This is a genomic window from Thioclava sp. IC9 (assembly GCF_002213225.1).
Lineage (GTDB): Bacteria > Pseudomonadota > Alphaproteobacteria > Rhodobacterales > Rhodobacteraceae > Thioclava > Thioclava nitratireducens.
Genome location: NZ_NBNX01000001.1, coordinates 1,042,921 through 1,061,332, shown reverse-complemented (window position 1 = coordinate 1,061,332; position 18,412 = coordinate 1,042,921). Strand labels below are relative to the sequence as shown.

The following is an 18,412-nucleotide window of genomic DNA, read 5'->3' as shown; positions in this document are numbered from 1 at the left end:
GTCTGACGCGGCGCTTTCACATGAGCTTACCCTGCGAGAGCTTTGATCCAAAGACAAAATCAGCGCTGGTCCGGGGCCCGGCGCGGGGTGTTGCCCGACGAGCCCGCCCGCGCGGTCCCGGTCAACGCTGCAAGCTGCTTCTGCGCGCCTTGCATGGCGGGCGGCAGTGGCGCGCCGGCCAAGCGCAGCGCATCGCGCAAGGCGGCCTCGGCGAGGTCGGTCTCTTCCAGCGCTATCAGCACGGCAGCGTAGTGATATTGCGCCAGCGCGTTCTCTGGCAGCCCGGCCGCGGCAGCGGCAAGAAGGGGGCGGGCGGCGCCGTAATTTCCCAGCCGGTATTCTGTCCAGCCATAGGTGTCCTTGAAGGCAGGTTCAGGTCGCTCGCGGAAGCGTTTCGCGATCCGGGCCGCGCGCTCGAGGCTGGGCCGGTCGTCGCGATGGCTGCTCAGCAAGCTCGCAAGGTTATTGGCGACAATCAGGTCGCTGCTGTCGCGCGTGTAGAGATCGTCATAGGTCGCGATCGCCGCGTCGAACCGGCCCGATTTCTCTTCCGACCGCGCCCGGTAGAGCAGTAGCACCGGATCGGCCTGCGGAGCCTTCTCCAGAGCGGTCTGGATCACCGCAAGCGCGTCGCCTTCGCGCCCTTGGGACGCAAGCAGGCGATAGAGCTGGCGCGCGGGACGCGGATCGGCGGGGGCTTCATGCATCAGTGTGCGCAGCGCCGCCTCCGCCTGATCGGTGTCGCCCCGGATCGCGGAGAGATTGGCCGCCAGCAGGCGCAAGCCGCGATTACCGGGCTGTTGCTCCAGTTGAGCGTCGAGATAGGCGCGGGCCTCGGCCCCACGTCCGGAGGCCAGTTGCGCCTGCACCACCGCCGAGACCGCCGCTGCGGAGACTGCCGTGGCCGTGGTGACGCCCTCGTCGCCGGGGCCGGACGCCTGCACCAGAGTTTTCAACGTCTCTATCGCGCTCTCGCTTCGCCCGCGCCCGAGGAGGATCGCGGCACGGATCGACTGCGCCAACCCCTCGGTGCCCGGCGCGGCAAGCGCGGCGAGCCGGTCGGCACTGCGATGGGCGAGTGCCCAGTCGTGACCGGCCAGCGCCAGATCGGCCTGTCGCTTGAGCAGGCCCGGGCTGTTCGGAGTGACCTCCACGGCCTCGGCCAGAACCGTCCGCGCGGCACTGGCGCGGTCGTGCGCGAAGAGGAAATCGACATAGCGGATCGCCTCCGGCGCGGCGCGGCCCGCCGCGTCATAGGCTTGGCTGAACTGCCCCAGCGCAAGATCGGGGGCACCGTCGCGCAGATAGGTCTCGCCCAGCAGGGTGAGGGTCTGCGGGTTGTCGGGGGACTGTTGCAAGGCGCTGCGCAGATCGGTGATCGCGAGATCGGTGCGATCCTCCTCGATCCGCCAAGTCGCGCGCTGTTGCAGGGCAGGGACGTTTGTCGGGTCGGTCTTCAGGATAGCCGCAATCTCGGCCTTCGCCTTTTCGCGTTGCCCGTCGTGGTCGAGCATCCGGGCGTAAGCGGTGCGGACCTGACGCATCTCCTCGCTGTCGGGATGGCGGGTGATAAGTGCCTGCATCCGCGCAAGCGCCGCTGCCCGGTCACCCGCCTGAAAATCCAGATCGGCGCGCATCGCGGTGAAGATCGCCTCGTTCGGCTCGCCCTGCGACTGCGCGATCAAAGAGTCGAGTTCCGCCCGCGCAGCGTCGGCCCCTTTTGCGCGGGCCAGAAAGCGCACCAGTTCCAGATAGCCGCTGGTCTGCCGGTCGCGATCGGTCGCGAGCTTGTGCAGGAAACGCGCGGCCCCCGCCTGATCGTCGCGCAGCACATACCATGCGATCAGCGCGGTGCGGGTCTTCGTGTCCTCAGGGAAAAGCCTCTGCATCGCTTCGAGCTGCGCGCCGATCTCGGCGCTTGAGCCGTGTTTCGAGATCAGCTCCAGCTTAAGGACCTGCAAACGGTATTGCGCCGGGTCGCGGGTCAGCGCGGCATCAAGGGCTGTAAGCGTCGCCGTGTCATCGCCTTCCGCGTTTCGCGCGTCGATCAGTACGTGCCAGCCGGTCAGGATCTCCGGATGCGCTTCGGTCAGTGCTTCGGCCGTCGCTGCGATCTCGGAGCGGCGCGCGGTATCGCGCGACAGGCTGGCGTCCCGCAGGTCGAGCGCAAGCTGCACCGCCTGCGCGCCGGGATCGTCGGGCGCGAGTTCCTTGACCGCGTCCACCTCTTCCTGCGCGCGGGGCAGGTTGCCTGTGCGCAGCGACAGCTCCGCAAGGATGCGATGGACATCGACGGTCTCTGGATATTGTTCGAGAAGGCGCAGATACTGGCTGAAGGCTTCCTGCAGCCGTCCCTGCGCCAGCAGCAGATCGGCATAGGCGCGCCGCGCGGCCTTATGCGTGCCGTCATATTCGAAGACATTGCGCAGCTCGACCATCGCGCGGACCGGATCGCCTTCGGCCAGAAGCGTCTGGGCCGATTGGTAATGGGCCTCGGCCTTGTCTTCGTCACTCTTGCAACCGCTCAATGCGAGCGCTGCGCAAAGCGCGAGACAGCTCGCGCGCGCATACTGGTATCGGGGCATCTGTCTTGCCTGTCTGCTGCTGCGCTCTGATCGGCGCTTGGCAAGAAGGCTAGCTGCTGCGACGTCAACTATAAAGAGATTTGAACATCCTACCCCTGTCTAAAAGGCCAGTTTTTCGAGGGATAGACGCGTTTTTGCGACAGTTTGGCTGTAACTTCTCACGATCTCCTCACGAATTCTTGCGAAGTGCGGGGGGATGCCGCTTACTGGCGCAAATCCAAGAGGCCAAAGGCCCGGTACAGGCATGAACGAAATCTACACCGAATTCTTCGGACTGGCGGAGCGACCTTTTTCGCTGCTGCCCGATCCCGACTTCCTGTTCTGGTCGCCAGAGCACAAGCACGCGGCGACGATGCTCGAATACGGGCTTTTCTCGCGCGCGCCGATCACGCTCATCACGGGAGAGGTGGGGGCGGGCAAGACGACGTTGCTGCGTCACCTGATGGCGACCATCTCCGAGGATGTAACGATCGCTCTGGTCTCCAACGCGCGGGGCTCGCGCGATGACGTGATCCGCTGGATCATGCTCTCGCTCGGCCAGCGGGTGGAGGCGGGCGAGGATTACGTCCTGATCTACGATCGGTTCCAGCAGCTTCTGATCCAGGAATATGCTGCCGGGCGGCGCGTGGTGGTGGTGATCGACGAGGCGCAGAACCTCGATGCGGGCGTGCTCGAAGAGCTGCGCATGATCACCAATATCAACGCCGACAAAGACGAGCTGGTGCAGCTGATCCTGATGGGGCAGCCGGAACTGCGCGACCTGATCGCGCGGCCAGAGCTGCGCCAGTTCGCGCAGCGTGTGTCTTCCGGCTTCCATCTCGGGCCGATGCCCGCCGATTGCGCGCAGCCCTATGTCACCCACCGCCTGCAGGTCGCCGGTGCGACGCGGAAGATATTCACCCCCGAGGCCGCACAGAAACTGCACGCCCATTGCGGCGGCCTTCCGCGGCTGATGAACCAGCTGGCCGATCTGGGCATGGTCTATGCCTATTCGGCGCGTTCGGAGGTCGTCACCGGCGAGATCATCGACAGGGTGATCGAGGACAATGTCTTCTATCTCCCGGTCGAGACGCAGCGCGCCAAGCCGCGCGTGATCGCACCCGCGCCGACCTCTGCTGCAAGCGCTGGGCATGCCGACCTTGCGCCCGGTCCCTCACAGCCGGAGCCCGCGCCCGCCTTTCTCCACAGGGGAGGGCGCTGATGCGGGAGCTCCGCTTCTACGCGGCCCTGTTCGCCCGGCGGATCCACTGGCTCTTGCTGGCGGTGCTGCTGGGGGCGCTTGTCGGGCTGGCGGCCGGACGGATGATCACACCGATCTACGAGGCCAGGGCGCTTCTGGTTGTCGAAGGCGATCGCATCCCCGACCGTCTCGCCGCCTCGACCGCGCACACCGATACCAACGCCAAGCTGCAGGTGATCCGCAAGCGCGTGCTCTCGCGTGAGAGCCTTCTCGACATGGCGCGTCGGATGGCGCTGTTTCCGGACCTGCGCACCGAGACCGGCGCGCGCGATGCCGACGCAGTGTTCGAGGCGCTGAAGAATTCGGTCGCGATCGAAATTTCCGAGCAGAGCAGATCGCGCTCCGCCCCCAAGGACGCGACTTTCATGACGGTGTCTTTTCGCGCCGGCGCTCCGGCTCGCGCCGCGCGGGTCGCGAACGAGCTGGTGACGCGCATTCTGAAGGAAGACGCCGATATTCGCACCAAGGCCGCGCGCGATACGCTCGATTTTTTCTCGCGCGAGGTGGATCGGCTGGAGGCGGAGCTGTCGAAATCCTCCGCTGCGATCTTGCAGTTCAAGCAGGAGAACGGCGACGCGCTGCCCGAGGAGCTGCCGCTGCTTCGCGACCGTCTCGCCGCGGTGCAGGCGGACGCGGAGACCCGGCTCGCGCATGTGAACGAGACCGAAACGGAGATCGACCGGCTGGTGCGCCTGCGCGAGGCGGCAGGGCGCAAGGTCGACCGCGACGCGATCTACCCGCCCGCAGCCCGCGAACTGTCCCGGCTGGAAGCGCAGCGCGACGCGCTCAAACCTCTTCTGCCCGCTGATGACGCGCGCCTCGCGGCGCTGGGGGCGCAAATTCAGGAGTTGTCGCAGCAGGCACAGCTACCGCTGCCGAAAGCGAAGTCGGCCTTCGAGAGCCGTCTGCGCGAGTTGACCGATGCGCTTTTCGTGGCGCAGGCTGCGGGCGAGGCCGCTGACTTGAAGATGACGCAGCTTCGCGAAGCCATGGCGAAAGTGCCCGCCAATGCATCGGCGCTCGAAGCGCTGCGTCGCGATCACGACAATCTCGCCGATCAGTACGACAGCGCCGTGCAGGCGCGCGCGGTGGCCGAGACGGGCGACACGATCGAGTCGCTGGCCAAGGGCGAGAAGCTGACCGTGATCGATCAGGCGGTGGCACCGGGCGAGCCGGTGAAACCCAACCGCAAGACGCTGGCGCTGGCCGGGGTCGGAGTGGGGCTGCTGCTCGGCCTCGTCGCGATTGCGCTGAAGGAATTGCTCAGCACCGGTATCCGTCGCCCCGAAGACCTGCAGCGCCATTTGGGCATCGCGGCTTTCGCGACGCTGCCCTACCTGAGCACGCCCGAAGACTTACGGGCCCGTCGCCGCAATATAGTGGTCTCCGGCTCGATGGTCGGCGGGGCGTTCATCGCGGTCGTGGTGCTGTTCAGCGCGTTCTACATGCCGCTCGACCGGCTGTTCTGAGGCAAGGAGAGCGAGATGGCCGAAAGACTTCGAGATGCGATTGCCAAGGCCCGGGCCGCCCGCACCGGGCGTACGGCGTTCGAGCCTGCCGCGCGCGCGCCAGCGTATCAGGGCAGTGACAGTCTCACCGCGGACGCGTGGCAGGCGCTGACGCCGATTGCCCCGAACCTCGGGCGACTGCGCGGCAAGCGCATCGTCAGTCCCGACAGCAGCGCCGAGAGCGCCCCGATCGACCTGATGCGCACGAAGATCGTGCAGCAGATGCGGGCCAATGGCTGGCGGCGGCTGGCGATCACCTCGCCCTCGGCAGGCTGCGGGAAATCCACCGTCGCACTCAATCTCGCGCTGAGCCTCGCACGGCAAGAAGAGCGGCGCACCCTGCTCATCGAGGCCGATTTCCGCAAGCCCTCGCTTCTTAAACTGCTCGACGCGCCGCGCGGCCCGCAAGTTTCCGACGTTTTCGCAGGGGAAGGCGAGTTCGCCGATCACGCGCTGCGTCTGGGCGCCAACCTTGCGATCGGAGCAAACAGCAAACCGGTCGCGACCCCGGCCGAGCTGATCCAGTCGCGCCGCGCGACCGAGGCGCTGGAGCGGATCGAGGCTATCTACGCCCCCGACCTTATGATCTTCGACACCGCGCCCGTGCTTGTCAGCGACGATACGCTCTCGCTCGCCGCCCATGTCGATTGCGTGCTGATCATCGCCGCGACCGAAGAGACCACGATCCGGGAAATCGACATCTGCGAGCGCGAGCTGGCCGAGCGCACCAATGTGATGGGCGTGGTGGTCAATAAATTCCGCTTCGCGGCCCCCGAATACGGCTATGCCTATGGCTACGGTTACGGGGTCGTTTCGGACGCGAACTGAGCGGTGCGCCGCTTTGCCTTCCGTCACGCCCGTGCCATATAGCCTCGGTAAGCGAGCGAGGTCCCGCAGGCCGAGGCTTCGGACCGCGCCAAACCCTGCTGACGAAAGGCCGATATGACCCGCATCATCTCTTCTCTCTCCGAGGTTTCCGACTCGTATGACGCGCTGTTCTGCGATCTGTGGGGTTGCCTGCATAACGGGGTCGAGGCTTTCCCCGGGGCTGTCGCGGCGCTGCAGGCGTTTCGCGCGAAGGGCGGCAAGGTCGTCCTTCTGACCAACGCGCCGCGTCCGTCGAAGTTCGTGATGGAGTCACTCGACAAGCTGGGCTGTCCGCGCGACGCCTATGACCTCGTCGTCTCTTCCGGCGATGCCGCGCAGGATGCGATGTTCGCGGGCGCCGTTGGCAAGAAGGTCTGGCATCTGGGGCCGTCCAAGGATGACGGCTTCTTCACCGAGGTGCCGGAAGAATGGCAGGGGCAAGCCGAGATCACCCGCGTCGATTTCGACGATGCAGAGGGTATCGTCTGCACCGGTCCCTTCGACGAGGTGAACGAAGTTCCCGAGGATTACCGCCCGAAATTCCTGCTGGCGAAGATGCGCGAGTTGCCGATGCTCTGCGCGAACCCCGATATCGTCGTGGATCTGGGCGACAAGCGCATCTATTGCGCAGGCGCTTTGGCCGCGCTCTACGAGGAAATGGGCGGCGAGGCGATGTATTTCGGAAAGCCCCATCCGCCGATCTACGATCTCGCGCGGCGCAAGTTGAGCCGTCTGGGCGGCGCGGAGGATGCGCGCATCCTCGCCATCGGCGACGGGATCAATACCGACGTGGCCGGCGCCGCGGGGGAGGGGATGGATTGCCTCTTCATCACCGGCGGTCTGGCGCATGACCAGTTCGGCGCCGATCCGCAGAACCCCAATCCGGAGCTGCTGCGCACCTGGCTGGAGGCGCGTCAGCGCGATCCACTCTACAGCATGGGGCAACTGACCTGAGCGGAGCATCAAATTCTCTACGTAACTTTGTTGCGACTTTTGTCTCGGTAGGGTAAAAAAGTTGCGCAGGCGCCTTGCCTGTGCTCTGCCGCATGTGCTATGCCGCAGTGCAACATGAACTTCCGGCTGGGACCTATGGATATGCTCGACAACCTGCCCCGTGGCACGATCTGCATCGAAGATCTGGAAATCGGCATGGTGCGCTACCTCCGCAAGGAGGTCACCGACCGCGACATCGAGATGTTCGCGGAGGTTTCCACCGACCATAACCCGGTCCATCTGGACGACGCCTATGCGCAAGACACCATTTTCGAGGGTCGAATCGCGCATGGCATGCTGACCGCGGGGCTGATCTCGGCGGTGATCGGGGAGCAGCTTCCTGGTCACGGCACGGTCTATCTGGGCCAGTCGCTCAAATTCATGGCCCCCGTGCGCCCGGGCGATGTGGTCTATGCCGAGGTCAAGGTCACGGCGATCGACCATTCGCGTCGCCGTGTCACGCTTGAAACCCACTGCGCGGTGGGCGATACGGTGGTCGTGAAAGGCGAGGCGCTGGTTCTGGCGCCCTCGCGCAAGTTCGACTGACCCGGCGACCTCGCCGGAGGGCGGGGTGGATGAAACGCTTGACCACTTGGAAATCGCTGGAGAAATCCTCGCGCGGGGCCTCCGTCGCGATGGGCAATTTCGACGGCATCCATCTCGGCCATCAATCGGTGATCGATCAGGCGCGCGGGAAAGATGCGCCGCTGGGCGTCATCACCTTCGAACCCCATCCGCGCGAATTCTTCGCAGCGCGCGCCGGCAAGACCCTGCCGCCGTTCCGGCTGATGAACCCCGAGGCGCGCGCCAACCGGCTCGCCAAGCTCGGCGTCGATCGCCTCTATGAGCTGCCCTTCAACGACGAACTGGCCGATATGAGCGCCGACATGTTCGCCCGCGAAGTGCTGGCCGAAGGGCTGGGCGTGACCCATGTCGCGGTTGGCGGCGATTTCCGCTTCGGCAAGGGGCGCGAGGGCGACGTGGCGATGCTGACGGAGCTGGGCGCGAAATACGGCTTCGAGGTCACCGTCGCGCCGCTTCTGCATGTCGAGGGGGTCGAGGCGTCCTCGACCGCGATCCGCACCGCGCTGGCCGAGGGCCGTCCCGAGGATGCCGCCGCGATGCTGGGTCACCTGCACCGGATCGAGGGCGAAGTGCTCCACGGTGACAAGCGCGGACGCGATCTGGGTTATCCGACCGCGAACATGTCGATGGCCGGGCTGCATCTGCCCAAGCTTGGCGTCTATGCGGTGAAGTTCGACGTGCTGACCGGTCCCTACAAGGGTAGCTATCTGGGGGCGGCGAGCCTCGGAGTGCGTCCGATGTTCGGCGAGAACACCCCGAACCTCGAAACCTATGTCTTCGATTTCAAAGGCGACCTTTATAGCGAGCATGTCTCGGTCGCGCTGGTCGAATTCCTGCGTCCCGAGATGAAGTTCGACGGGCTCGAGGCGCTGGTCGCGCAGATGGATGCCGATTGCGTCCGCGCGCGGGAGATTCTGGCGGAGCGCTGAGGGCCGCGCCCGACCTCGGGTGGGCGCTTTATGTCGCCAGTGGCTGGGCGCTTTATCTCACAAGCCCGAATGACGCGTGAACCGCGACTCCCTCGCCAATGCGCCCTCCCGGGGGGAGGTCGGGCGCGGCCCGGGGCTGGTCGCCCCGCGCCAAAAGTCGTCGGTCTGCCCGTCCCGCCATGTCCAAATCGCAGATCCGCTCACGATACGCCGATCTGCCCTTTCCATTTCCCCGCCGCTGCCCCATTTTCCGCGCCATGACCAAATTGCGCCCCGAGTTCTGGAAACTGCCGCTGAAGAAGCTCACCGCCCCCGAATGGGAGGCGCTGTGCGATGGCTGCGGCAAATGTTGCCTGAACAAGCTCGAATACGAGGATACGGGCGAGGTCGTCTTCACCCGCGTCGCCTGCCGGCTGCTCGATGGTGAGAGCTGCAGCTGCACGCAATATGACATTCGCCACCAGTTCGTCCCCGAATGCGTGACGCTGAGCCCCAAGACGATCCACAAGATCGCCTATTGGATGCCCGCGACCTGCGCCTACCGGCTGCGCTTCGAAGACAAACCTCTACACGACTGGCACTACCTGATCTCGGGCTCGCGCGAGACGGTCCATGAGGCCGGGGAGAGCGTGCGCGGCTGGACCGTGCCCGAGTTCGAAGTGCCCGAAGACGAGTGGGACGAATACACGATCGAGGATCTCTCATGAATTTTGCCTCCGACAACACGTCCGGCGCCCATCCCGCCATTCTCGAGGGCCTCACGGCCGCGAATGAGGGTCATCTGCATTCCTATGGCGACGATCCGATCACCGAGGGCGTTCAGGCGAAGATCCGCGAGATCTTCGAGGCACCCGAAGCGCGTGTCTATCTGGTCGCGACCGGGACGGCGGCCAATGCGCTCTCCTGTGCGGTGCTGACCGATCCCTGGGGCGCGATCTTCTGCCACCGCAACGCCCATATCGAGGAAGACGAGTGCGGCGCGCCGGAATTCTACACCAACGGCTCGAAACTGGTTCTGGTCGACGGGCCGGATGCGAAGATGGACCCCGACGCGCTGGCGCGCACCATCGCGCACACGGGCCGCGGCGGTATCCATAACGTGCAGCGCGGCATGGTCTCGATCACCAACTCGACCGAGGCAGGCGCCGTCTATTCGCCCGAGGACGTGAAGGCGCTGACCGATGTCGCACGCCGCTACCATCTGCCGGTGCATATGGACGGCGCGCGTTTTGCCAATGCGCTGGTCGCTGCGGGTTGCACTCCTGCGGAGATGACGTGGAAGGCGGGCGTCGACGTGCTCAGCTTCGGCGGCACCAAGAACGGCTGCATGGCGGTTGAGGCGGTGGTGATCTTCGATCCCAAACGCGCCTGGGAGTTCGAGCTGCGCCGCAAGCGCGGTGGCCATCTTTTCTCGAAACACCGTTTCCTCGCGGCCCAGATGCAGGCCTATCTGGCCGATGATCTGTGGTTGAAGACCGCGCGGCATGCAAATGAAATGGCACGCAAACTCTCGGAAGGCATCGGCCAGATCGAGGGCGCGAAGCTGATCCACCCGACGCAGGCCAATGCGGTCTTCGCCGCCTTGCCGCGCGGTGCGCATAAGCGCGCGAATGCGGCCGGGGCCTATTACTATCTCTGGCCCTTCGATCAGTCGCTGGAAGGCCCTGAAGACGAGCTTCTGGCCGCGCGTCTGGTCTGTTCCTGGGCCACAACGCCCGAGGAAATCGACGCCTTCCTCAGCCACCTGGCGTAATCGGCGCCGAAGATCAGCGCCGCCCGGGCAGCTCGCGAAAGGCGATCTTCTCGGGCGGGCCATCCCATTCCGGATGCTCTTTCTGCGCGGCTCTCAGGGCCGCGCGGAACCGGCGGATCGCACCAAGGCCCGGAATGCGCGGGATATGTGCGAGCTCCCAGTGAATGCCGTTGATCGGATCGTCGAAGAACACCGCGTAATAGCCCGGCGCATAGACGGGATATTCCTGCGGGGCGTCGGTCACCGACAGCTCGCGCCGGATCAGGAAATCTCGGTGAAACGCATCCACTTCGGCGCGTGACTTCGCCCAGAGCGCGATATGATGTATGCCCACCGCCCGCGCGTCATGATCCAGCTTCTTGCCGGAATGCGCGGGCTGGATTCCGATATAGGAATGCGGCATCGGGAAGCGCGCCATGTAATAGGTCGACCGATATACGATATCGAGCGTCCAGAAGCTCTTATATCCAAGCCATCCGAACATCGCATCGTAGAAGGCGATCGACCTTTCATAGTCGAGCACCGAAAATTCGACGTGATTGACCCCGCGCCAACGCATGAGAGGCCTCCTTTCGGTTGCCTTCACACTAGACGAGGCAGGCGACCATGCAATGACGCTTCACGCAGACGGGATAGGGTAGGGCGGCTGCCAGACCTTCGCGGGGGCAAGCTGCCGGACCGTCGCGGGGGTAACCTCGAACAGCACGAGATGGCTCAGATCGGGGCGCGAGCGCGACGCATAGAGCATCGCTTGCGCGCCGCTGTTCCGCGCTCGATCCGAGAAGTGCCAAGTGGACGAGGGCGCGCCGCTCGCCCTCTCATCCTGCCAGACCGCCGACGCCGCCGCCTGATCGGGCGTGCCTCGCAGGTCGTCCACCGCCTGCGCTGTGATCTCCAACGGAACGATCACCCGCGGCGGATCGCTCGCCCGCACGTAACGCCGCAGGGCTACGCCAGCGCCTTCGGCACTCAGCGAGGCATAAAGGGCTACCTGCCCGGAATGATGAAACCGGCCCTCCGGATGGCGGGCCGGTTCGCAAGCATCTTCGGCACGATCGGCAGAGAGGATCCGCCAGACCGTGCCGTGGAAAGAGATCACTCGGCTTCGCCCTGCTCGGCGAGGAATTTCTCGGCGTCGAGCGCGGCCATGCAGCCCATGCCGGCGGAGGTGACCGCCTGACGATAAGTGTGATCGGTCAGGTCGCCTGCCGCGAAAATGCCCGGCTGCGAGGTCCGGGTCGAGCCCGGCTCCACCCAGACATAGCCGCCCGATTGCATCTTCAGGCTGTCCTTGACCAGTTCCGACGAAGGCGCGTGGCCGATCGCCACGAAGAACCCGTCGCAGGGGATCACCTTCTCCGAGCCGTCCGCGGTGGATTTCACGCGCACGCCGGTCACGCCCAGCGGATTTTCGTCGCCGAGGATTTCCTCGACCGTGTGATTCCACTCGATCTCGACCTTGGGGTTCTTGAACAGCCGCTCCTGCAGGATCTTCTCCGAACGCAGCGTGTCGCGGCGGTGGATCAGCGTCACCTTGGAAGCGAAGTTGGTCAGGAACAGCGCCTCTTCGACCGCGGTGTTGCCGCCGCCGATCACCACGACCTCCTTGCCGCGATAGAAGAACCCGTCACAGGTCGCGCAGGCCGAGACGCCGAAGCCCTTGAACTTCTCTTCCGAGGGGAGCCCAAGCCATTTCGCCTGCGCGCCGGTGGCGAGGATCACCGCCGAAGCCTCGTAGGTCGTACCCGAATCGCCTTTTGCAACGAAGGGGCGCTTCGACGTGTCGAGCTCGGTGATCATATCCATGATGATCTCGGTGCCCATCGCGCGGGCATGCTCTTCCATCTTCACCATCAGCTCGGGGCCCTGGATCTCGCTCTCGCCGGGCCAGTTCTCGACCTCGGTGGTGATGGTCAGCTGGCCGCCCGGCTGCATGCCCTGCACCAGAACCGGCTCGAGCATCGCACGCGACGCATAGACCGCCGCCGTGTAGCCGGCAGGGCCGGAACCGATGATCAGAACCTTGGTTTTCTTCGTCTCGGACATGCCCGCCTCCTTGGAAATCTGCCCGACGGATATAGTCGGAGCGAAGCGCGCCGAAAAGCCCCTGCATGCCGCGACAAATAGCACTTGCGGAGCGTGTCGCGAAATATTATTGCGCCTCCTCTCTTCCGGCGGTAAGTTCTGCCGCAACGCACGAAGGATTATTTCAACATGGCCACCTCTCGGCTCGACGATATCGACCGCAAAATCCTTGCTGAACTGCAGGCGGACGGGCGGATGACGAATGTCGAATTGGCGAAACGCGTGGGGATTTCGGCCCCGCCGTGCCTGCGCCGCGTGCGCACGCTCGAAGAGGCGGGTTACATTCGTGGCTACCATGCCGATGTAAACCCGCGCGAACTGGGATTCGAGGTGCAGGTCTTCGCGATGGTGCGCCTGCACAGCCAGGCCGAGGCGGACCTGTCGAATTTCGAGGCGCGCTGCCGGGAATGGCCGCTCGTGCGCGAGTGCCACATGCTCAACGGCGAGATCGATTTCGTGCTGAAATGCGTGGCGCCCGACCTGTCGAGCTTCCAGAGCTTCCTGACCGGGCAACTTACCGCCGCCGAGAACGTCGCCAGCGTGAAAACCTCGCTGGTAATCCGCTGTGCCAAGGACGAGCCGGGCGTGCCCTTCGACGTGCTCGAAGAGCGTATCGCCAAACTGGCCTGAGCCTTGCCCTGACCCCATCCGTTGCCGGAGGTGCGCTGCCCCTCCCTTCGCTGTCGCGAATTCCCGCCCCGGGATATTTTCGCCAAGCCGAAGGGGCGCGTGGCCGCTTCGCTCTTGAGAAATATCCCGAGGGGGCCGTAGGCCCCGGGGGCAGAGCCCACGTCTTTTTTGATATATGTCGCCGGCCGGCGAAGCGTTTCTTGATATATTTCGCCGTCCGGCGACGGGGCGGCGCCCCTCAGCGCGTCTCTTTCGGGCGCAGCACCAGCCAGATCAGCGCGGCGCCGGCCAGCGTCAGAAACGGGATCATCGCGAGGTTGACTGCCTGCCAGCCCGCCTGGGCATTGCCGCTCTGGGTGCAGTTCATCAGCCCGCCCGAGGCGAGCGAGGCGAGGAAGACGCCGCCGAACACCACGAAATCGTTCATCCCCTGCACATGCCCGCGCTCTTCCGGGCTATGGGCTGAGGCGAGCATCGCGGTCGCCCCGATGAAGCCGAAGTTCCAGCCGAGCCCGAGGAGGATGAGCGTGGCGTAGAACTGTGCGAGATCGACGCCGCTCAGTGCCATCGCACCCGCTGCGGCGAGGATGGCCAGTCCTGTGCCGACGATCGCCTCTTTGCCGAAACGGGCGATCAGGTGGCCGGTGAAAAAGCTCGGCACATACATGGCGAGCACATGCGCCGAGACGATATTGGCCGCGTCCGCTTGCTCGAACCCGCAGCCGACGACCGCGAGCGGCGTCGAGGTCATCACGAGGTTCATCAACGCGTAGGAGACCATGGCGCAGATCATCGCGACGAGGATGACCGGATCTTTCAGCAACTCGCGGCGGCTGCGGCCCTCGTGACGTTCGTGCTTCTTGCGCCGTCCCGGGGCGGGGATGTCGAGGAAGGAAAACAGGATCGGCCCGAGCGCATTGATCGCGATGATCGCGAGATATGTCGCCATGAAGGGTACGACCATCGCCTCGCTCGTGACTTTCACCAACTGCGGCCCGATGATCGCAGCCACCAACCCGCCCGCCATCACGTATGATATCGCCTTGGGCTGAAACTCCGCGCTGGCGGTATCGGTCGCCGCGAAGCGGTAGAAGCCCTGCGCCGACATGTATGTACCGGTGAAGAACGACCCCAGCATGAAGAGCGCGAAGGAGCCGTGGAACAGCGCATAGGCCGCGGTCGCCGCCCCCAGCGCGCCCATCGCATTGGCGAGGATGAAACCCGCGCGGCGACCCTTTGCTGCCATGAATTCCGACATCGGCTGTGCCGAGAGGACCGAGCCAAGAATGATCAGCGACAGGGGCAGCGTCGCGAAGCAGGGGTTGGGCGAGAGCATCTGGCCCGCGAGCCCGCCCACGGTGAAGATCATCGGCATCTGCGCGCCAAGCAGCGCCTGTGCCAGGACCAGCACGATCGTGTTGCGCATTTCGCGCGTGGCGGGAGGGGCGGGAATGTCACTCATGACAGCTTGCTAGCGTGGCGATTGGGGGCTGGCAAGCGGGCGCGGCATGAGGCAGGGTGTCGCGCATGGTTGGACGTATCATTACCTGCGAAGACGACATTGCCGAAGGCACCGAATTTCTCTGCCGCGCCGAGCCGCGTTTTGCGGAGGTCTGTGCGCTGACGGGGCCTTGGCCCTTACGCCGCCGCGAGGACGGGTTTGAGGCGCTGCGCGACGCGATCATCGGCCAGCAGGTCTCGGTCGCTGCCGCGAATTCGATCCGCAACAAGGTTATCGGCGCGGGCTTCGGCGATCCGGTCTCGATCGCCGGCGCCTCGGAAGAGGACCTGCGCGCCTGTGGCCTTTCGCGCCAGAAGGTGCGCTACCTGCAGGCGCTCTCCAATTCCGGTGTCGATTTCGAGGGGCTGCGCGCGATGCCCGACGAGGAGGTGGTCGCGCAGCTCCTGCCGATCCCCGGCATCGGGCGTTGGACCGTGGAGATGTACCTGATCTTCGCTCTGGGCCGCGCCGATGTTTTCGCGGTCGACGATCTGGCGCTCGCCGAAGGGGCGCGGCTGCTATTCGATCTACCCGAGCGGCCCAAGCGCAAGCAATTCAATGAGCTATCGGCGGCCTGGTCGCCGTGGCGCGCGGTTGCGGCGCGTGGCCTCTGGGCCTATTACGCGGCGTGTAAAGATCGTGAAGGAGTTGCCCCATGACCCGCAAGCTGGACGCCGGACGCAGAGAGCCGCAATCCGGTACGGTGAAATCCGCCGTGGTGTTTCTGCATGGCTACGGTGCGGACGGGGCGGACCTTCTGGGCCTCGCCGATCCGCTGGGCCAGCATTTGCCCGACACGCTGTTTCTCGCGCCCGACGCGCCCGAGCCCTGCCGCGCGGCCCCTTACGGTCGTCAATGGTTCCCGATTCCGTGGATCGACAATTCCAGCGAAGCGGAATCCGCTCAAGGTCTCAAGGATGCTGCAGCCGACGTGGATGCGTTCCTCGACTCCGTGCTGGAAGAGCAGGGGCTGACGCCCGCGCAGCTCGCCGTGATCGGCTTCTCGCAAGGCACGATGACCGCGCTCGAAGTGCTGCCGCGCCGCGCCGAACCGGTCGCGGGACTGGTGGCTTTCTCGGGGCGTCTGCTGCGCCCGGAAGCCCTGGGCAATGAGGCGATCTCGAAGCCGCCGGTGCTGCTGATCCATGGCGATCAGGATCCGGTCGTGCCCTTTGCCGATATGGGCAAGGCTGGCGATGCGCTGGTCTCGGCGGGTTTCGACACTTATGCCCATGTAATGAAGGGCACCGGGCACGGAATCGCACCGGACGGACTCTCGGTGGCGCTGTCCTTCCTGCAGGACAAGCTGCCCGGCTGATCGGCTGGGCATGCCGCAGCGCCGCGACGCCGGGCTCCATTCTCCGTCTTGGGCCGTCATTTCCCTGTCATGGCAGTTTGCTACCCATGCCGCATGGCAGCAATCGCGAGATCAAGAGGCTTGCCAGATCGCGAACGCCATATATAGTCATGGATAAGGCAGGGGCGGACCCCGCCCCTGAGCCGAGGCAGGCGACAGGGCGAGGACGGAGTCACCCATGCTGGACGAATGCGACAGGACCGATTTTCGAACGCAATTCACCCGTGAACCGGCGGCGCTGAGACAGCATCCGGCACTGGTGCTAAACGCTGATTTCCGGCCGCTCTCCTATTACCCGCTCTCGCTATGGCCTTGGCAGGAGGCGATAAAGGCGGTCTTCCTCGACAGGGTGACGATCCTCGCCGAATACGAAGAGGTGGTGCGCAGCCAGAGGCAGGCCTTCAAGATCCCCTCCGTCGTCGTCCTCAAGGAATATGTCCGACCTCAGAAGCGCGTGGCTTTCACGCGCTTCAATCTTTTTCTGAGGGACGAATTCAAGTGCCAGTATTGCGGCAAGAAGGGCGATCTGACCTTCGACCACGTGATTCCGCGCTCGCGCGGTGGAATCACCAGCTGGGAGAATGTCGTGGCCGCCTGCGCGCCGTGCAATCTGCGCAAGGCCAACAAGCCGCTGGAACGCTCGGGGATGCAGCTTCTCAAGCCCGCGCGCCAGCCCCAGCCCGAAGACATGCTCCGCATCGGGCGGCGCTTCCCGCCGGGCTATCTGCATGAAAGCTGGATGGACTTCCTCTACTGGGACACCGAGCTGGAAGCCTGAGAAAAAGGGCGCGCCTTATCCGACACGCCCTTCGTATTGGGGGAAATATCTCGGGGGGCTTGCGCAGCAAGCGGGGGCAGAGCCCCCTCTGAGACGCTTAGTGCCCTACTGCGACCTGACCGCCATTCGACAGCTTGTCGATGATCGTCTCGGTCGCCTGGTTCATCCCCACGACCTTCACATCCGTTCCGGACATCCGGAACTTACCCACCGCTCGGTCGAGCGCCGACACCGAGGAAATGTCCCAGATATGCGCGTGGGTCAGGTCGATCACCACGCGGTCGAGCTTCTCCTGGAAGTCGAAGGCGCGATTGAACTCTTCGACGGTCGCGAAGAAGATCTGGCCCTTGATGTAATAGGTCCGCAGGTGATGCGCCTCGTTGTAGCGCGAGGTGATCTCGGTCATCCGCGCGATCTTGCCCGCGAAGAAGATGCCCGAGAGCAGCACGCCCACCAGCACGCCGATCGCGAGGTTATGGGTGGCGACGACGAAGGCGACGGTGGCCAGCATCACCACGTTGGACGACATCGGCATGGTGCGCAGCTGACCCAGCGAGGCCCAGCTGAACGTGCCGATCGAGACCATGATCATGATCGCCACCAGCGCGGGCATCGGAATGCGGCCCACCCATTCGCCCAGAACCACACAGAAGATCAGCAGCGCGATCCCCGCGGTCAGGGTCGACAGGCGCGTGCGCCCGCCCGAGGTGACGTTGATCACCGACTGGCCAATCATCGCGCAGCCCGCCATGCCGCCGATGAAGCCGGTGCAGAAGTTGGCGATGCCCTGACCGAAGCATTCCTGACGACGGTCCGAGCGAGTGTCGGTCATCTCGTCGACGATGTTCTGGGTCATCAGGCTTTCCAGGAGCCCCACGACCGCCACGCCCACCGAATAGGGCAGGATGATCTGCAGCGTCTCGAAATTGAACGGCACGTTCGGAATCAGGAGCGAGGGGAGCTGATCGGGCAGGGCCCCCATGTCGGACACCGTGTGCACGTCGTCGAGCCCAAGCCCCATCGAGACCGCGCTGAGAACGAGGATCGCGATCAGCGGCGAGGGGATGGCGCGGAAGAAGCGCGGCAGCAGATAGATGATCGCAAGGCCAAGCGTGACGAGCGCATAGGTCGCCACCACCGGCACGTTGGCCGGGTTCAGCTCAGGCCATTGTGCCATGAAGATCAGGATGGCGAGTGCGTTCACGAAGCCGGTCATCACCGATTTCGATACGAAGCGCATCACCGTCCCGAGGTTGAGCGCCCCCGCGATCACCTGGATCACGCCCGCCAGCACCGTCGCGGCCAGGAGGTAATCCAACCCGTAGCTGCGCACGAGCGTGCCCATCAGCACCGCGGTCGCGGCGGTCGCGGCCGAGATCATGCCGGGGCGGCCGCCGAAGAAGGCGGTGATCGTTGCGATCATGAAGGAGGCGTAGAGGCCCACTTTCGGGTCGACGCCCGCGATGATCGAGAAAGCGATGGCCTCGGGGATCAGCGCCAACGCCACCACGAGACCGGAAAGGATGTCAGCGCGGAAGTTGCCAGTCCACTGGCTGCGCCATTGCGACAGGGTCATAAGATCGTCCTGCAATTAGAAAGGC

18 protein-coding genes are annotated in these 18,412 nt (G+C 64.8%); 12 read left to right on the top strand and 6 right to left on the bottom strand.

Annotated features, from left to right (window positions below; all coding sequences use genetic code 11):
• Positions 1-59: 59 nt before the first annotated feature.
• Positions 60-2,585 carry a tetratricopeptide repeat protein gene (locus B6V76_RS04875; RefSeq protein ID WP_088726795.1) on the bottom strand — a complete coding sequence of 842 codons (2,526 nt, stop codon included), beginning with the start codon at positions 2,583-2,585 and terminating at the stop codon, positions 60-62.
• Positions 2,586-2,829: 244 nt separating this feature from the next.
• Between B6V76_RS04875 and B6V76_RS04870 the strand changes: the two genes are divergently transcribed.
• The 8 genes from B6V76_RS04870 to B6V76_RS04835 all read left to right on the top strand — a co-directional run bounded on the left by B6V76_RS04870 (position 2,830) and on the right by B6V76_RS04835 (position 10,460).
• On the top strand, positions 2,830-3,786 hold the full coding sequence (locus B6V76_RS04870) for an AAA family ATPase (RefSeq protein ID WP_166504541.1): 957 nt from the start codon (positions 2,830-2,832) through the stop codon (positions 3,784-3,786).
• Positions 3,786-5,294: a hypothetical protein gene (locus B6V76_RS04865; protein WP_088726793.1), complete on the top strand. Its 1,509-nt coding sequence runs from the start codon at positions 3,786-3,788 to the stop codon at positions 5,292-5,294. Before B6V76_RS04870 ends, B6V76_RS04865 begins: the two co-directional genes overlap by 1 nt.
• 15 nt (positions 5,295-5,309) lie before the next feature.
• The gene (locus B6V76_RS04860; RefSeq protein WP_088726792.1) at positions 5,310-6,161 is read left to right on the top strand and encodes a CpsD/CapB family tyrosine-protein kinase; all 852 of its coding nucleotides are present in this window, start codon (positions 5,310-5,312) and stop codon (positions 6,159-6,161) included.
• A 114-nt stretch (positions 6,162-6,275) separates the two neighbouring features.
• Positions 6,276-7,154: a TIGR01459 family HAD-type hydrolase gene (locus tag B6V76_RS04855; protein ID WP_088726791.1), complete on the top strand. Its 879-nt coding sequence runs from the start codon at positions 6,276-6,278 to the stop codon at positions 7,152-7,154.
• Positions 7,155-7,295: 141 nt separating this feature from the next.
• Entirely contained in the window at positions 7,296-7,739 is a 444-nt protein-coding gene (locus B6V76_RS04850; RefSeq protein WP_075774735.1) for a MaoC family dehydratase, read from the top strand.
• Positions 7,740-7,768: 29 nt separating this feature from the next.
• Positions 7,769-8,707, top strand: a complete 939-nt coding sequence (locus B6V76_RS04845) for a bifunctional riboflavin kinase/FAD synthetase (RefSeq protein WP_088726790.1) — start codon at positions 7,769-7,771, stop codon at positions 8,705-8,707.
• Positions 8,708-8,964: 257 nt separating this feature from the next.
• Positions 8,965-9,414 carry a YcgN family cysteine cluster protein gene (locus B6V76_RS04840; RefSeq protein ID WP_075774736.1) on the top strand — a complete coding sequence of 150 codons (450 nt, stop codon included), beginning with the start codon at positions 8,965-8,967 and terminating at the stop codon, positions 9,412-9,414.
• Positions 9,411-10,460 carry a low specificity L-threonine aldolase gene (locus B6V76_RS04835; RefSeq protein WP_088718871.1) on the top strand — a complete coding sequence of 350 codons (1,050 nt, stop codon included), beginning with the start codon at positions 9,411-9,413 and terminating at the stop codon, positions 10,458-10,460. Before B6V76_RS04840 ends, B6V76_RS04835 begins: the two co-directional genes overlap by 4 nt.
• Before the next feature lie 13 nt (positions 10,461-10,473).
• Here the strand turns inward: B6V76_RS04835 and B6V76_RS04830 are convergent, their stop codons facing one another.
• The 3 genes from B6V76_RS04830 to trxB are packed head-to-tail and all read right to left on the bottom strand — an operon-like array spanning position 10,474 to position 12,506.
• Positions 10,474-11,019 carry a VOC family protein gene (locus B6V76_RS04830; RefSeq protein WP_088726789.1) on the bottom strand — a complete coding sequence of 182 codons (546 nt, stop codon included), beginning with the start codon at positions 11,017-11,019 and terminating at the stop codon, positions 10,474-10,476.
• A 60-nt stretch (positions 11,020-11,079) separates the two neighbouring features.
• Positions 11,080-11,559 carry an RES family NAD+ phosphorylase gene (locus tag B6V76_RS04825; RefSeq protein WP_088726788.1) on the bottom strand — a complete coding sequence of 160 codons (480 nt, stop codon included), beginning with the start codon at positions 11,557-11,559 and terminating at the stop codon, positions 11,080-11,082.
• Positions 11,556-12,506, bottom strand: a complete 951-nt coding sequence (trxB, locus tag B6V76_RS04820; RefSeq protein WP_088718868.1) for a thioredoxin-disulfide reductase — start codon at positions 12,504-12,506, stop codon at positions 11,556-11,558. Before trxB ends, B6V76_RS04825 begins: the two co-directional genes overlap by 4 nt.
• Positions 12,507-12,674: 168 nt before the next feature.
• On the opposite strand from trxB, the gene B6V76_RS04815 reads away from it, so the two are divergent.
• Positions 12,675-13,175 (top strand): Lrp/AsnC family transcriptional regulator, encoded by a 501-nt coding sequence (locus tag B6V76_RS04815; RefSeq protein ID WP_075774529.1) that lies wholly within the window; start codon positions 12,675-12,677, stop codon positions 13,173-13,175.
• Positions 13,176-13,413: 238 nt separating this feature from the next.
• Here B6V76_RS04815 and B6V76_RS04810 read toward each other — a convergent pair whose 3' ends face one another.
• Positions 13,414-14,637 carry an MFS transporter gene (locus B6V76_RS04810; RefSeq protein WP_075774530.1) on the bottom strand — a complete coding sequence of 408 codons (1,224 nt, stop codon included), beginning with the start codon at positions 14,635-14,637 and terminating at the stop codon, positions 13,414-13,416.
• 65 nt (positions 14,638-14,702) lie between these two features.
• On the opposite strand from B6V76_RS04810, the gene B6V76_RS04805 reads away from it, so the two are divergent.
• The 3 genes from B6V76_RS04805 (at position 14,703) to B6V76_RS04795 (ending at position 16,811) form a co-directional block, all read left to right on the top strand.
• On the top strand, positions 14,703-15,335 hold the full coding sequence (locus B6V76_RS04805) for a DNA-3-methyladenine glycosylase (protein WP_075774531.1): 633 nt from the start codon (positions 14,703-14,705) through the stop codon (positions 15,333-15,335).
• Positions 15,332-15,994: an alpha/beta fold hydrolase gene (locus B6V76_RS04800; protein ID WP_088725057.1), complete on the top strand. Its 663-nt coding sequence runs from the start codon at positions 15,332-15,334 to the stop codon at positions 15,992-15,994. Before B6V76_RS04805 ends, B6V76_RS04800 begins: the two co-directional genes overlap by 4 nt.
• Positions 15,995-16,211: 217 nt before the next feature.
• A complete protein-coding gene (locus tag B6V76_RS04795) occupies positions 16,212-16,811 on the top strand; it encodes an HNH endonuclease (RefSeq protein ID WP_075774533.1) in 600 nt (199 codons plus the stop codon).
• Between the two features lie 97 nt (positions 16,812-16,908).
• Here the strand turns inward: B6V76_RS04795 and B6V76_RS04790 are convergent, their stop codons facing one another.
• Complete coding sequence (locus tag B6V76_RS04790) at positions 16,909-18,387, bottom strand: SulP family inorganic anion transporter (RefSeq protein WP_088726787.1); 1,479 nt, start codon at positions 18,385-18,387, stop codon at positions 16,909-16,911.
• Positions 18,388-18,412: the final 25 nt, after the last annotated feature.